14 protein-coding genes are annotated in these 14,380 nt (G+C 43.3%); 7 read left to right on the top strand and 7 right to left on the bottom strand.

The window, feature by feature from the left end:
• Positions 1-18: 18 nt before the first annotated feature.
• The 7 genes from fahA to H1R16_RS01975 all read right to left on the bottom strand — a co-directional run bounded on the left by fahA (position 19) and on the right by H1R16_RS01975 (position 7,697).
• Complete coding sequence (gene fahA, locus H1R16_RS02005; protein WP_181885905.1) at positions 19-1,266, bottom strand: fumarylacetoacetase; 1,248 nt, start codon at positions 1,264-1,266, stop codon at positions 19-21.
• Positions 1,267-1,340: 74 nt separating this feature from the next.
• Positions 1,341-1,799 carry a hypothetical protein gene (locus tag H1R16_RS02000; protein ID WP_181885906.1) on the bottom strand — a complete coding sequence of 153 codons (459 nt, stop codon included), beginning with the start codon at positions 1,797-1,799 and terminating at the stop codon, positions 1,341-1,343.
• A gap of 29 nt (positions 1,800-1,828) precedes the next feature.
• Positions 1,829-2,959 carry a 4-hydroxyphenylpyruvate dioxygenase gene (gene hppD, locus H1R16_RS01995; protein ID WP_181885907.1) on the bottom strand — a complete coding sequence of 377 codons (1,131 nt, stop codon included), beginning with the start codon at positions 2,957-2,959 and terminating at the stop codon, positions 1,829-1,831.
• A gap of 138 nt (positions 2,960-3,097) precedes the next feature.
• A complete protein-coding gene (locus H1R16_RS01990; protein WP_181885908.1) occupies positions 3,098-4,375 on the bottom strand; it encodes an acetyl-CoA hydrolase/transferase family protein in 1,278 nt (425 codons plus the stop codon).
• A gap of 243 nt (positions 4,376-4,618) precedes the next feature.
• Complete coding sequence (locus tag H1R16_RS01985) at positions 4,619-5,806, bottom strand: homogentisate 1,2-dioxygenase (RefSeq protein WP_181885909.1); 1,188 nt, start codon at positions 5,804-5,806, stop codon at positions 4,619-4,621.
• 109 nt (positions 5,807-5,915) lie between these two features.
• Positions 5,916-6,458: a helix-turn-helix transcriptional regulator gene (locus H1R16_RS01980; protein ID WP_181885910.1), complete on the bottom strand. Its 543-nt coding sequence runs from the start codon at positions 6,456-6,458 to the stop codon at positions 5,916-5,918.
• 147 nt (positions 6,459-6,605) lie between these two features.
• Positions 6,606-7,697: a TerC/Alx family metal homeostasis membrane protein gene (locus H1R16_RS01975; RefSeq protein WP_181885911.1), complete on the bottom strand. Its 1,092-nt coding sequence runs from the start codon at positions 7,695-7,697 to the stop codon at positions 6,606-6,608.
• Positions 7,698-8,049: 352 nt separating this feature from the next.
• Here H1R16_RS01975 and H1R16_RS01970 point away from each other — a divergent pair, with 352 nt between their 5' ends.
• The 7 genes from H1R16_RS01970 (at position 8,050) to H1R16_RS01940 (ending at position 14,376) form a co-directional block, all read left to right on the top strand.
• Positions 8,050-9,156, top strand: coding sequence for a M14 family zinc carboxypeptidase (locus H1R16_RS01970; protein ID WP_181885912.1), 1,107 nt, complete (start codon positions 8,050-8,052; stop codon positions 9,154-9,156).
• A 98-nt stretch (positions 9,157-9,254) separates the two neighbouring features.
• Positions 9,255-10,673 carry an APC family permease gene (locus H1R16_RS01965; protein WP_181885913.1) on the top strand — a complete coding sequence of 473 codons (1,419 nt, stop codon included), beginning with the start codon at positions 9,255-9,257 and terminating at the stop codon, positions 10,671-10,673.
• A gap of 55 nt (positions 10,674-10,728) precedes the next feature.
• Positions 10,729-11,268, top strand: a complete 540-nt coding sequence (locus H1R16_RS01960) for a C40 family peptidase (RefSeq protein ID WP_181885914.1) — start codon at positions 10,729-10,731, stop codon at positions 11,266-11,268.
• Positions 11,269-11,280: 12 nt separating this feature from the next.
• A complete protein-coding gene (locus H1R16_RS01955; protein ID WP_181885915.1) occupies positions 11,281-11,718 on the top strand; it encodes a PH domain-containing protein in 438 nt (145 codons plus the stop codon).
• A gap of 56 nt (positions 11,719-11,774) precedes the next feature.
• On the top strand, positions 11,775-12,587 hold the full coding sequence (locus tag H1R16_RS01950) for a 2,3,4,5-tetrahydropyridine-2,6-dicarboxylate N-succinyltransferase (protein WP_181885916.1): 813 nt from the start codon (positions 11,775-11,777) through the stop codon (positions 12,585-12,587).
• Positions 12,588-12,601: 14 nt separating this feature from the next.
• Positions 12,602-13,267, top strand: coding sequence for a glycosyltransferase family 32 protein (locus H1R16_RS01945; RefSeq protein ID WP_181885917.1), 666 nt, complete (start codon positions 12,602-12,604; stop codon positions 13,265-13,267).
• Positions 13,264-14,376 (top strand): glycosyltransferase family 4 protein, encoded by a 1,113-nt coding sequence (locus tag H1R16_RS01940; RefSeq protein WP_181885918.1) that lies wholly within the window; start codon positions 13,264-13,266, stop codon positions 14,374-14,376. Before H1R16_RS01945 ends, H1R16_RS01940 begins: the two co-directional genes overlap by 4 nt.
• Positions 14,377-14,380 lie beyond the last annotated feature (4 nt).

The following is a 14,380-nucleotide window of genomic DNA, read 5'->3' as shown; positions in this document are numbered from 1 at the left end:
TAAGATTTACTACTGTATTTAAACTGCGGGAAGAATCTTTCCTGCTACCTCACCAAAACCAACCCTTACGCCGTCTTTTTCGGCGTAGCCACGCATAATTACAGTGTCGTTGTCCTGGATGAACTTCCTTTCTTCACTGTTTTCCAATTCCAGGGGATTTTGCCCGCGCCATGTAAGTTCCAGCATAGAGCCGAAAGAACGCGGATTTTCGCCTGAAATGGTTCCGGAGGCATACATGTCACCAACTTCCACGTTACAGCCGTTTACGGTATGGTGTGCCAGCTGTTGAGCCATATTCCAGTACATATATTTGTAGTTGCTTTGCGAAATCAGGGTTTCAGTTCCGTTTTCGGGCTGGAGGTAAACTTCGAGGTTTATATCGTAGTTTTTGTCTCCGTCAAATTTCAGATAGTCCAGAACTTCAGGTTCCTGAACGGGTGATGCAGTGCGGAAACGGTTAAGCGCTTCCAGCGTTACTACCCATGGCGAAACCGATGATCCGAAATTCTTTCCTAAAAATGGTCCGAGCGGCACGTATTCCCAGCTTTGGATATCCCTGGCCGACCAGTCATTAAAAATGACCATCCCAAAAATGGCATCTTCAGCCTGAGCCGTGGTAATGCTTTCGCCCATTTCTGTGTTCTTATTAACGATGAAAGCCATCTCCAGTTCAAAATCGAGTTGCTTACAGGGTCCAAAAACAGGCATATCTGCGTCGGCAGGCTTCATCTGACCTTTCGGACGGATAATGTCTGTACCCGAAACTACAATAGAGGAGGCACGCCCATGGTAGCCCACCGGCAGATGCTTCCAGTTAGGCAGGAGTGCGTTGGCAGGATCGCGGAACATTTTCCCAACATTGGTGGCGTGCTCGATGCTGCTATAGAAATCGGTGTAATTAGGTACGTGTACCGGCATCATCATCTTTACATGATCCAATGCATAAAAGCATTCTTCTATACTTTTGGTGTCGGCAGAAAGTGCTGAACCCTCGAGAAGGAGCTCCTGAAGTCTCAGTCTTACAGCAGAGGTAACCGGCTTTCCAAGTTCTATGAATTCGTTAAGTGTGTAGGCTTCAAATATATTATCTGTAAGTCCTTCAATATCATTAAAATATCCAAAATCATAAAGTGTAGCCAGATCAATAACCATATCGCCGATCCTAGTGGCACAGGCAATATACTCCTGACCGAAAACAGCTACTCCAAACGGAATATTATAGATAGAAAAGTCCGAACTTTCGGCGTATTTTATAAAAGATTGCATAGTGTATCAGTTAAGGAAAAGGTTCCAAGTAATAAATTTCTTCATACTTCGGAACCTTTATGTTTTAAATTATTTTATTTTTTGTTGGAACCGGTATCTTCAGTCCAGTAGTCTCCAGTATGAATGTCCTTAAGGTAAAGGGCCTTATCACGAATGACCAGTTGCAACGTCTTGGTAACCGGCAGACCGATTCTTTCACCTTCCAGTTTGTCTGCTCGCAACGAGATCATATTATGAGTCGTTCGTACAACATCGCCGGAAAAAACATTGGATGAAGACTGACCGGTTGCCTTATCATCAAAAACTTCAACAAAGGTCAGCTGGTCTCCGCTTATCGAGATGAAATTACGCTCCGTATGATCCGCAAAATCTTTAATCAGGACAAACTTTTTGCCGTCCACTTTAATTTTACTCAGATCTTTATTGGCGCTGCGGCGCTCAGCGGTACGGTCCAGAATTTTATTCATAGTTGAAAACTGTGCATGCACGGAAACCGCAAACAGCAAAGTAACCGCGATAAACAGTCTGAACATTCCTGAAGTCTTATGATACAGCATAAAGATTAAAGATTTCCTCTTCTTTCCTGCTCCTTTTCAAGGGCTTCAAAAAGGGCTTTGAAGTTTCCGGCACCAAAACTCTGGGCTCCGTGTCTTTCGATGATCTCAAAGAAAAGGGTTGGACGGTCTTCAACCGGCTTGGTGAAAATCTGAAGCAGATAACCCTCTTCATCACAATCAATAAGGATACCGAGTTCTGAGAGTTTTTTAATGTCCTCGTCAATGGTTCCAACTCTTTCCGGCACCATATCGTAGTAAGCATCGGGAGGCGCAGGGAGGAATTCGATACCGCGGGCTTTCAGTTCCGTAACAGTATGGATAATATCCTTGGTGGCCACAGCGATGTGCTGTACGCCTTCACCTTCATAGAAATCAAGATATTCCTCTACCTGAGACTTTCTCTTGCCTTCAGCAGGCTCGTTGATCGGGAATTTTGCAAAACCGTTACCGTTACTCATCACCTTAGACATAAGAGCGGAGTATTCAGTATTGATCTGCTTATCATCAAAGCTAAGGATATTCACAAATCCCATCACCTTCTCGTACCATTCCACAGTGGGAACCATACGGTTCCAGTCTACATTACCCACGCAGTGATCTACATACAGCAAACCGACCTCTGAAGGATTGTATACGCTTTCCCACTTTTGGTATCCCGGCATAAAGGCACCGTTATAGTTCTTACGTTCTACAAACATATGCACAGTTTCGCCATAGGTATAGATACCGGACATACGGACCTCACCAAACTCATCAGTCAGTGTTTGCGGTTCCATATAAGGTTTTGCACCTCTTTTTGTTGTTTCTTCGAATGCGGAATAGGCATCATCAACCCAAAGAGCAAGTACTTTTACACCGTCGCCGTGCTTTTTCTGATGTTCACAGATAGGAGATTCAGAGCTGAGGCCGGAGGTAAGCACCAAACGGATTTTCCCCTGCTGGATTACATATGAAGACCTGTCGCGAACCCCGGTTTCAGGTCCTGCATAAGCAACCGACTGAAAACCAAAGGCTGTTTTATAGAAATGTGCTGCCTGCTTCGCATTTCCAACATAGAATTCGATATAATCGGTTCCGTTAATCGGCAGGAAATTCTCTGCCTGCGCTATTTTTTCCGCAAAAGTAAGTGTTGACATGTTATCTGATTTTTGAAATGCCAATTTACGAAAATTTAAAATGCTACAAAAATTACAGTTATAAGCCTGGATTAAAGATGTTACTGAATGACGCTGCCTGGAAAGTAAAATCCCGCATTAAACGGGATTAGTCAGTATTTAAAGACATTTAAAACGTTCAAAAGTCGCTCGTTCCAGCATTTCCCGGTCGTCCGGATGAGAGATTTCGATCAATGCCTTCGCCCGCTGTCTCAGGCTCTTACCATACAGGTAAGCGGTTCCGAATTCTGTTACCACAAAATGGATATGTCCGCGGGTGGTTACCACGCCGGCACCCTGTTTCAGGTAAGGGACAATTCGCGGCACTCCCTTTTTTGTACGGGAAGATATGGCGATGATAGGTTTTCCTCCCGGCGACAGGGCTGCACCACGCATGAAATCCATCTGTCCGCCAATCCCGCTGAACTGGAACGTACCGATGGAATCTGCACAAACCTGGCCGGTCAGGTCAATTTCTATTGCAGAGTTTATAGCCACCATTTTTTTGTTCTTCATGATGTTGATGGGGTAGTTCACATGTTCCACATCCATGAAAGCGAAGGAAGGATTATCGTCTATATAATCATAAAGCTTACGGGTCCCGAAAGCGAAACTTGTGATAGTCCTGTTCAGGTGTGTACCTTTATATTTATTGTTAATTATATCATTGGCTACCAAATCTACAATTCCGTCACTGATCATTTCGGTATGTACACCCAGGTCTTTGTGGTTATGAAGACACTTCAGCACCGCATCCGGAATGGTACCGATTCCCATCTGAAGGGTAGAGCGGTCGTCTATAAGTTCAGCTACATTTTTTCCGATTAAAAGCTCTTCATTTCCCACCTTTGAACCGTAGTCTACTGTAAGCAGTTCCTCCTCATGCCAAACCATTTTATGAATTTTGCTGAAATGAATCATCCCGTCGCCATGAGTTCTGGGCATCCTGGGATTCACCTGGGCGATGATGATTTTTGCAGTATCCACAGCGCTTCTGGCAACATCGACAGAAGTACCTAAAGTGCAGTATCCGTGCTGGTCGGGTGGCGAAACGGTTACCATGGCAACATCCAGAGGCAGGTGACCGTTCTTAAAAAGAATTGGAATTTCGCTGAGGAAAACCGGAACAAAATCTCCCTGATCGGAATTAACTGCCTGACGCACCGGCGTCGATACGAAAAGTGAATTTATATAAAAACTGTCTTTATATTCGGGTTTGGCAATTTCAACTTTACCCTGCTGCGTGATGGAGACAAATTCCACATCCTTTAGGCGGGAGGCCTGTTTTGCCAGTTCGTCTATAAGATGATTGGGAGTACATGCACTTCCGTGGGAAAAAATTCTGTCGCCGCTCCGGACAAGTGATACCGCTTCTTCAGCGCTTACATATTGGACCATACTTTAATGTTATGTTGCTGTGAATATTGCTCAAATTTACTCCTTTAAGCGCAGACTCAAAATGAGTAAACTCAGTTTTCAGGTTATTTTAGGAATTTTCTTGAAGTGACCAATTTACCATTTGAAATGAAAACATCAATCAATTATGCAGGAATAGTTGAAATATTATCAGACAGATCCTATATTCCTACGTAAAACCCAGACATTAAAAAGGCAAACTTAAGCAGTTTGCCTTCAGTGTTGTTACTCCTGGCTTCGGTCTTCCAAATGGTTCTCTTCAGTCTCCAACCAGGAGGTCAGGTAGGAGGGATCTTCCACTTTCAGGGCCTCTTCCGTAAGCTGTAGTGGACGGAATGGATCGACCATTACCGCATACTCTTCAGTGAATTTTTTGCCGATGCTTCTCTCCATAGCACCGGGGTGTGGTCCGTGAACAATGCCGCCGGGATGGAGTGTAAAGTCCATAAGGTCAATATGGTTACGGCTCATAAAATCTCCTTCGGTATAGAAAAGAACTTCGTCCGAATCAATATTGGAGTGATTATACGGCGCAGGTACGGCCAGCGGATGGTAGTCATACATTCTGGCCACAAAAGAGCAGATTACAAAATTATGAGCTTCAAAATTCTGATGGATCGGCGGCGGAAGATGAATCCTCCCCGTAATAGGTTCAAAGTTTTTGATGTTGAATTTATAGGGATAGAAATATCCGTCCCAGCCTACCACATCAAAAGGGTGCGTGGCATAAATGAAATCCCAGATCTGGTTTTCTTTTTTTACTTTGATAAGGAATTCGCCTTTTTCATCTGTGGGTGCTACAAAAGTTGGCGCAACAATGTCACGCTCGCAGAATGGTGAGTGTTCCAGCAGCTGACCGAATTCATTCCTGTATCTTTTAGGTGTATAAATAGGAGAGTGGCTTTCGACTACCATAAAAACGGTTTCCTCGCTATGCAGCTCTACCTGATAAATGGTCCCGCGCGGAATGATGAGATAATCTCCGGCTTCAAAATCAATGTTCCCGATAAAGGTTTTTAGTATACCCGTTCCGTTATGCACATAGAGCATTTCGTCGCACTCAGCATTTTTATAGAAATACCCGGTTGATTTTCTCGGCTTTGAAAGACCCATTTTCAGGTCATTATTCAGCATCAAAATCTTACGGCTGTCCAGAAAATCATCTTCAGGAGTTACGTTCATCCCCTTGAACATTCTGGGGGTAACGTTTTTTTGAACGGCTATCTTTGGGGTAACATCTTTTGGAGTCCCGATGCGTTTAATCTGGGTCGGCCGGTGTATATGATATAATAAGGACGAGATGCCATGGAAACCTTCGGTTCCGAAAAGCTGTTCATAATAAAATTTTCCTTCACCGGATTTGAAAACCGTGTGTCTCTTCGAAGGTATATTACCCGACTGAATATATCTCATGGCTGCTTTTTTTGATTTCCGTAAATTTACGAATATTTCCCAAAAACCGTTGCACCCAGAGTACCCGCCGTTCTGTTCAGAAAATTAAAAACAGGTGAACCTCTAATTTTTAAGGTTCAAAACTCTCAAATTTGCCGCTTTCGTAGAACAGCACAATACGCTTTACCTTATCCGATTCATTATCAGTGTTTTGTAACAGGCCCTTTTCTGCGGTCACCGCTAATCGCTGAGAATCGCCTAAAATTTCTGAAGCGGGTCTTTGTGCGGAAATTCGGGATTCTGAAGGCGCCTGCAAATTTTGCTCAGCGCCGGGCTCAATCCTGTCTTCACTTTCTGTGGAACCTAAATAATCTCCTTCAATCATATTAAAGAGATCCGGAAGGGAAGTGGTGCGGGGTTTCTCTTCCGATTCCGGTAATTCATCAGATTGCAGCTTTTTCAGCATTTCACCTTCACCTTTAATGATCCAGTCCCACTGCAGTTCCGGAAAACGTTCTTTTACCTTGATCAGGAAGTCAAGAGATGGTTTATTCCGCCCCGCAGTGATGTGGGAGATTGATGACCGCTGCACATCTACAGTTTCTGCAAACTCTGAAGCCGTGTAGCCGGAGTATTCAATTATCTTCGAAATCCTTTCGTTTAGCTCAGTCATCAGGTATAATTTACAATTACAAATGTAATAAATAAGTTTACAATTATAAAATACAAATGTAAATCCAAAACTCCAAAATTATTTTACAAAAGTAAAAACCAACCCTTACGAGTTGGTTTTACAATGATTACAGTTTTTAGTTGTAAATTAGTGTCTCTGATGGTCATCATGCTCAGGATCATATTTTAATTTTCTTTCTTTTTTCTTCTCCGGAAACAGTAGCGAAGCACCAATGCTTATTGCAAGGATTGAAACAATTATTAACAGGGAATGAGAGGTCTCAAATCCCCAGCCTTCAAGGAAGCTGTGGAAAATCATCTTTAAACCGATAAACGTCAGTAACGCCGAAAGACCTATTTTCAGGAATCTGAACTTATCTAAAATACCAGCCAGCAGGAAGAACATGGAACGCAGTCCGATGATGGCAAAAATATTTGAGAAGAATACGATATATGGATCCTTTGTAACAGAAAATATTGCCGGTATACTGTCTACAGCAAAGATAAGGTCGGTAGCTTCTACAATAAGCAGTACAATGAACAGTGGAGTCATCTTGCGAACTCCATCTACTGTAACCCAAAACCGGCTTCCTACAAACTGGTTATGCACCTTGAAATAACGGTTGGCAAACTTAACGATAGGGTGGTTCTGCGTATCAATCTGTTCGTCCTTGTCTTTCTCGAGAAACATCTTAATACCTGTAATAATCAGGAAGGCACCAAATACGTACATTATCCAGCTGAACTTGGCAATTAGTGCGGCTCCCACGAATATAAATATAAACCGCATTACAATGGCCCCCAGGATTCCCCAGAATAATACGCGGTGATAATTTTTGGGTGCAACACCAAACGCGGTAAATATCAGGATCATCACAAATATATTATCAACCGATAAGGCATATTCCACAATATATCCGGTTAAATACTCCAGACCCAGATTCTGGTTATAGAGCTGTATTGAATGCTCCAGGTCTTGCGGAATTATTTTTACAGGATGATTGTGACGACTGATTACGGACTGAAGTTTCTCCATACTGTCTATACCATGCAGTAGGTGGCCGTAGGTGATCAGTACAAAGTAAAAGCACATGGAAAGCGCCACTACGAAAAAACTCATGAGTCCAGCTTTTTTCATAGTTACTACTCCGCCGGATTTTCGGCCCATGCTAAGGTCAATGGCAAGGATGATCAGTATAAAGACCAGGAATCCTGCAAGAAATAAAGTTTCGTTACTCATATAAAAATTTAAGCGTCAAATATAGCGAAAAACTGAAATTCAAAATAGTTTACATCTGTGTATTCTAATTCCGACTATAGGCTTTTCAACAATTTACATGTTTGACATTTTTATGCATTATCCACTAAATAAGCGCCCTTTATCACTTAAAGTACATCTCAATTTTAAGTTCATGTAAATTTTTTTACAACCTGATTTTCAATATATTACAATATTTAAATATTAATTATTCAATTAACATTTTTATCAACAGACAAACTGGCAATTGACAGTGTTTAATGTTTTTACAAATGTAAACGTGTTGTTTTGAGCAGAAAATAATTATTTTTGAGAATTGTAAACTTTTTGCTGAATGAAATTCTTAGATGCGTACCGCAGGAACCCCAATTTCCCAAACCGTTATATTCCGCCTGCAGGGCTGGCAGAATTTCTACAGGACAATCTCAGCGATTACAGCAGGATAATCGGTAAATCGGTTAGGGGTAGGCCTATTTATTTGACCTCCTTCGGAAAGGGACCTATAAGAATTCTGGCTTGGTCTCAGATGCATGGTAACGAAAGCAACTCCACACATGCCATGCTGGACATGCTGGAGACCTTTAAACATCATCCCCTACTCCACAGTAAACTGTATAGCCAGATATCGCTTGATTTCATTTTTATGCTCAATCCCGACGGCTCTGAAACCTGGGAACGGCGAAATGCGCAGGACCTCGATATGAACCGAGATTTTCTGAAGCTGGAAACGGCGGAACTGCCCTTGTTGAAAGACATCGCCTTGACCGGTAACTATGATTATGCGCTGAACCTACATGAGCAAAGAACAATTTTCACTACAGACGGAACGAACCCGGCCACGCTTTCCTTCCTTTCGCCATCGGTAAGTACCAATAGGGAAATTACAGATGTACGCAGGAAGTCTATGGCTGTTATCGCGGCTGTTTACAGCCAACTCAATATTGATTTACCAAACCAAATAGGAAGATATACAGACGAGTTCTATCCCTCCTCTGTGGGAGATAACCTTAGCAAAGCCGGACTGCCCACCATTCTTTTTGAGGGCGGCTATTATCCTGACGATCCCCTTCGCCAGGTAAGCAGGAAATATTACACTGTAGCACTTTATGAGGCCTTATCTGCCATTGCCCGGCTCAATGGTGCAGTAGATGGATTCGAAAAGTATTTTGAAATCCCTGAAAACAGAGAAACCCACTATGACCATATTTACCGTAATGTGCGCTTAAATACTCCTTTTGAATGTATACTGGATATTGCCGTGCAGAACAGGGAGATTTACCGCACAGGCGATGATGAAATTTCTTTTGTCCCTATAGTTGCAGCGGTAGGTGACTGTAAAGGAAAGAAAGGCTGGAAAGAAACAGACTGCAGTGGAAGAGAGTTCCGTTCTGCTTCTGTTTATCCAAAGGTTGATGAGGAAGTTCAGTTTGAAATTGTATAGACATCAGGAATTATATTTTTTCCTGGATGCCTTAATTTAATTCTGCAGTCGGTCTTCATTTAATTCTATATTTACCTGTTTAAAACCAGGAAAACCAAATGAAGAAAAAACTGAAACTTTGGGACGGTATCATGCTCGTTATGGGTTCCATGATTGGCAGCGGTATATTTATAGTGAGTTCAGACATGATGCGGAATCTGGGTTCCGGTTACTGGCTCGTGGTGGTGTGGGTTATTACAGGAATCATGACAGTAGCTGCAGCAATTTCTTATGGCGAACTGTCTGCCATTTACCCCAAAGCCGGAGGTCAGTATACCTATATTTCTGAAATTTTTGGCAAAATGCCCGGCTTTCTGTACGGATGGGGTCTCTTTACAGTGATTCAAACGGGAACTATCGCCGCAGTTGCCATGGCCTTCGGCAAGTTTGCAGCGTATTTAATTCCGTGGCTTAATGATTCTGAGCCTATTTTCCAAAATGGCGGATTCAGGATAACCTGGGTACAGATTCTAGCCATCGTCATTATTCTTCTGCTTACCTATATTAATACACGTGGAGTAAAAAATGGAAAGCTTCTGCAGAATGTCTTTACCGGATCCAAGATTTTAGCCCTTCTCGGACTTATTATTTTTGGCTTTATGCTGATAAAAGATTCACAGTGGACAGCCAATATGAGTTTCGGATGGGCGGCCTTTCAGGATCTCGGCAAAGAGGTCGGCAATAACCTGCTTCCGACCGGATGGACAGAAATAGGAGGAATGGCCCTGATGGGCGGTATCGCTGCGGCCATGGTGGGATCGGTTTTCAGCTCAGTGGCCTGGGAGAATGTAACCTTTATGTCCGGCGAAATGGAAAATCCTAAAAAGAACGTGGTCCGGTCAATGGTTTTGGGAACCGCAGCCGTTATGATTCTTTATATGCTCGTTAATTTCGTTTACCTGAATGCGTTGGACCGGGACGGGATTGCTTTTGCTGATAAAAACCGCCCTGCAGTTGCGGCTTCGGAGGTGATATTTGGAAGTGTTGGAACTGTAATTATGGCAGTATTGGTTATGATTTCCACATTCGGGTGTATAAACGGCCTCGTTCTGGCTGGCGCACGGGTTTACCAAACCATGGCGAAGGATGGGCTTTTCTTTAAAAGCGCTATTGAAAACAACCGGTTTGATGTACCGGCTAAATCACTTTGGATGCAGGGAATCTGGGCATCGGTGTTGGCACTTTCCGGACAGTACGGCGATCTTTTGGATATGATTTCTTTTGTTATCGTACTCTTTTATATGATTACCGTTTTTGGCGTAATCTGGTTAAGGTTTAAGCAACCCAACCTTGAGCGTCCGTACAAGACTTGGCTGTACCCCGTTACGCCTCTGATTTACCTCCTGATCGGTGCCATGTTCTGTGTATTGCTTATCATTTACAAGCCGCAATATACATGGCCGGGTTTCCTTCTGATCCTGATTGGAGTGCCCGTGTACTGGTTTATTAACAAAGGAAAAAAGGGAACTGCAGAATAATCTTAAAAGGTTTCAGTTCAAATTATCTATTTTTGAGCTGAAAACTGACTGAATAATGAAGCAGATATTGTCTTTACTTATGGCTATGGCCATAATTATCTCGTGTGGTACCGCCAAAAAGCCTGTAAAAAGACCTGATCCTTACGTAAAACCGGTGACAAAAGCTGCTGAACTCCGTTCCCTGATGTCAAAGTATAACGGTAAGACCACCAGGGAAGTGGAGGAACTGCTGAAGGATGCAGAAAAATATTTGGGTGCCCCTTATAAATATGCCGGAAACACATCATCCGGCTTCGACTGCTCAGGTTTGGTCTGCAAGGTTTTTGACGAAAACTCCATGAAACTTCCACGCCGTTCGGAAGACCAGGGAAAGGAAGGAAAAGAGGTTGATATTTCAAAAGTGCAGCCCGGGGACTTATTGTTTTTCGCGACATCAGGTGGAAGCCGCATCTCGCATGTAGGGATTGTACACCGTATCCTGAATGACGGTGAGATCAACTTTATACATTCATCCACATCCAAAGGCGTGATTATCTCTTCATTGAACGAGAAGTACTGGAACCAGGCATATCTCTTTGCCCGCAGGGTTCTTTAATAGAAAAGTAGTATGAAAAAGTACAGAACGAAATATGGCCTGGAACTGATTGCGTTCATCTTCCTCGTTTTTGCCTCATTTATTTTTGTGCCGCACGAAAATGCTGCGGACTTGGATCTCCTCTTGATTCCTGTTATTTTATTTTTTCTCTTCGTTTTTTTGGGCATTAAATATTCGGTGGATGAAAAAGATGTTACAGTTCACAGTTCCTTTTTTTCAAGAACCAAAATTCCTGTTTCAGCCATCCGTAAAATCAGGGAAACCAACAATCCGCTTAGTTCACCCGCCGCATCTCTGGACAGACTTGAAATTTTCTACAACAAATTCGACAGCATAATTATTTCGCCGGTGCGAACAGAAGAGTTCCTGAAGGATCTGCTCGCAATCAATCCAAAGATTGAAGTGATCCGTAAGCCAAAGCGGAACATCTTCTCAAAACTTGCGCTTTGAATTCATTAATGCAGATTCAATTTGTATTTTTGCAGATATAAATATTAAACTAAGATATGTCACTACAACAGAAGATAGAGGAAATTTGGGAGAACAGGGAACTGCTGGAAAATGAAGACAGCAAAGCGGCCATCCGTGAGGTGGTTTCGCAACTGGATTTAGGTAAGCTGCGCGTAGCAGAACCTGCACCAAACGGCTGGACTGTAAACGAATGGGTGAAGAAAGCGGTAGTGATGTACTTTCCCATCCAGAAGATGGAAACCATAGAGGTGGGACCATTTGAGTTTCATGATAAAATCCCGTTGAAGACCAATTATGCTGAAAAAGGAGTGCGCGTAGTACCGCATGCCATTGCCAGACACGGCAGCTACGTGGCCAGCGGCGTAATTTTGATGCCATCCTATGTAAATATCGGCGCTTACGTAGATTCCGGGACTATGGTAGATACCTGGGCAACGGTGGGAAGCTGCGCGCAGATCGGCAAAAATGTACACCTGAGTGGTGGCGTAGGAATCGGAGGAGTGCTGGAACCGCTTCAGGCTGCGCCGGTGATCATTGAAGACGACTGTTTCATCGGTTCCCGCTGTATCGTTGTGGAGGGTGTCCATGTAGAAAAAGAAGCTGTTTTGGGTGCTAATGTGGTACTTACAGCATCAACAAAAATAATTGATGTTACCGGCCCGGAGCCCGTTGAGATTAAAGGCAGAGTTCCGGCCCGCTCGGTAGTGATTCCGGGAAGTTATACAAAGCAGTACCCTGCAGGCGAATATCAGGTTCCGTGTGCGCTGATCATTGGTCAAAGAAAGGAAAGCACGGACAAGAAAACCTCGCTGAATGATGCTTTAAGGGATAACAGCGTAGCCGTTTAACCGCCAAGATATTTATGCCAATTCCTAAAAATATTTTTCAGACCTTTAAAACGGGTGATCTTCCGTGGATCACCCGGTTTTACATTTCCCGGATGAGGAAGAAAAATCCGGGCTGGAATTATCATTTTTACGATGATAAACGCATTCTTGGCTTTTTTGAAGAGGAATTCCCACCGAGATATCTGAAGGCCTATAAAAGCCTGACTATTGGTGCAGCCAAGGCCGATTTTTTCCGCTACGCTGTGCTTTACCGATATGGCGGTGTCTATCTGGATATCGACAGTTACGTGAAAACTCCATTTGATAAATTTCTGCAGGAAGACGATGACTTCATCATTACTCACGAGGGAAATCCGGGACTTTACTGCCAGTGGGGACTCATTTCGGCCAAAGATCATCCATTCCTGAAGAGAACCCTGGAGAAGGTGGTGGACAATATTGAAACTCACCGTTATCCCAACGATGTGCACCGGACTACCGGTCCAACAGTCTACACCGAAGCAATCAATGAGGTGCTGGAAGAAAAACCGGACACGCCGCACCGGCTGCTCGGAACGGATTTTAACGGCCACCTGAAATTCAAGTATAAGTTGGGACGAATTTTTCTGTATGGTAAGAAATCGGAACACTGGAAGAAAAAGCAGATGTCTCAGGACATTATAAAACCCTCAGGCGAATGAAAATTGCCTATGATGCCAAACGTTTTTTCCATAATTCTTCAGGTTTGGGTAACTATTCCCGCGATCTGGTGCGGATTTTAGCTGCTCATCATCCCGAAAACAGTTATCTGCTGCTGGATTCAGCGCCAACGGAAAAGGGAAGTGAAATCACGGCTTTACAGGGAGTTTCTGTGGTACAGACAAAAAAAAGTTTCCTTTCCAGGCAGCTTAAAATGGGCCTGGAAGCTCAGCAGGCCGGTGCAGAAATTTTTCACGGACTTTCCGGTGAATTACCTCTCAAGTGGAGTTCTGATTCAACTATAAAAAAGGTAGTGACCATCCACGACCTTATTTTTCTGCGCTATCCCAATTACTATTCCTGGACGGACCGTAAGATCCATTTCTGGAAATTTAAAAAAGCGGCAGAAAATGCTGACCTCGTCATCGCGATTTCCGAACAGACCAAACGTGACATCATCAAATACCTTAAAATTCCTTCAGAAAAAATTAAGGTGGTTTATCAGGGTTGCCACGAGGCTTTTAAGTCGAAGCCTGATGAAGATTTACAAAGCTCATTAAGAACGAAACATCAGCTGCCTGAACGTTTTATGCTGAGTGTCGGTACCATAGAGGCCAGGAAGAACCTGCTCAATACCATAAAAGCGGTAGTAGGCACGGGTATTCCTTTGGTGGTTTTGGGAAAGACAACATCATACTACAAAAAAGTAGAAAAATTCATCAGGAAAAATAAAATGCAGGATCAGGTTCAGTTTCTGGAAGGACTGACTATGGCCGAACTGGCTGAACTCTATAAAATGGCCGATATATTTGTTTATCCCAGTTTATTCGAAGGCTTCGGAATCCCGGTAATTGAAGCTCTTTTTTCAGGTACCGCCGTCATTACGAGCAATACCAGTTCACTCCCTGAAGCCGGCGGTCCCGATTCAATGTATGTAGACCCACTAAATGTCCCGGACCTGAAGTCTAAAATTACTTTCCTATGGAACAGTGAAGCCGAGCGCGAACGCAGAGCTGAAAAAGGGCAGAAATATGCACAGCGGTACACCGACAGTCGTGTGGCAGAAGATCTGATAAACGCTTACGAAAGCCTTCTAAACAAAAAATCCTGAGCGT

Origin of the sequence: Marnyiella aurantia (assembly GCF_014041915.1) — a bacterium.
Classification (GTDB): Bacteria; Bacteroidota; Bacteroidia; order Flavobacteriales; family Weeksellaceae; genus Marnyiella; species Marnyiella aurantia.
Note: the sequence above shows the minus strand (reverse complement) of the source record. Positions and strands in the feature narration are given on the sequence as shown.

Coding starts and splice junctions, on each gene's coding strand:
- fahA (WP_181885905.1), bottom strand. CDS start 1,266: ATGCAATCTTTTATAAAATACGCCGAAAGTTCGGACTTTTCTATCTAT.
- H1R16_RS01990 (WP_181885908.1), bottom strand. CDS start 4,375: ATGGTCCAATATGTAAGCGCTGAAGAAGCGGTATCACTTGTCCGGAGC.
- H1R16_RS02000 (WP_181885906.1), bottom strand. CDS start 1,799: ATGTTCAGACTGTTTATCGCGGTTACTTTGCTGTTTGCGGTTTCCGTG.
- H1R16_RS01975 (WP_181885911.1), bottom strand. CDS start 7,697: ATGAGTAACGAAACTTTATTTCTTGCAGGATTCCTGGTCTTTATACTG.
- H1R16_RS01965 (WP_181885913.1), top strand. CDS start 9,255: ATGAAGAAAAAACTGAAACTTTGGGACGGTATCATGCTCGTTATGGGT.
- H1R16_RS01970 (WP_181885912.1), top strand. CDS start 8,050: ATGAAATTCTTAGATGCGTACCGCAGGAACCCCAATTTCCCAAACCGT.
- H1R16_RS01980 (WP_181885910.1), bottom strand. CDS start 6,458: ATGACTGAGCTAAACGAAAGGATTTCGAAGATAATTGAATACTCCGGC.
- H1R16_RS01950 (WP_181885916.1), top strand. CDS start 11,775: ATGTCACTACAACAGAAGATAGAGGAAATTTGGGAGAACAGGGAACTG.
- H1R16_RS01960 (WP_181885914.1), top strand. CDS start 10,729: ATGAAGCAGATATTGTCTTTACTTATGGCTATGGCCATAATTATCTCG.
- hppD (WP_181885907.1), bottom strand. CDS start 2,959: ATGTCAACACTTACTTTTGCGGAAAAAATAGCGCAGGCAGAGAATTTC.
- H1R16_RS01985 (WP_181885909.1), bottom strand. CDS start 5,806: ATGAGATATATTCAGTCGGGTAATATACCTTCGAAGAGACACACGGTT.
- H1R16_RS01955 (WP_181885915.1), top strand. CDS start 11,281: ATGAAAAAGTACAGAACGAAATATGGCCTGGAACTGATTGCGTTCATC.
- H1R16_RS01945 (WP_181885917.1), top strand. CDS start 12,602: ATGCCAATTCCTAAAAATATTTTTCAGACCTTTAAAACGGGTGATCTT.
- H1R16_RS01940 (WP_181885918.1), top strand. CDS start 13,264: ATGAAAATTGCCTATGATGCCAAACGTTTTTTCCATAATTCTTCAGGT.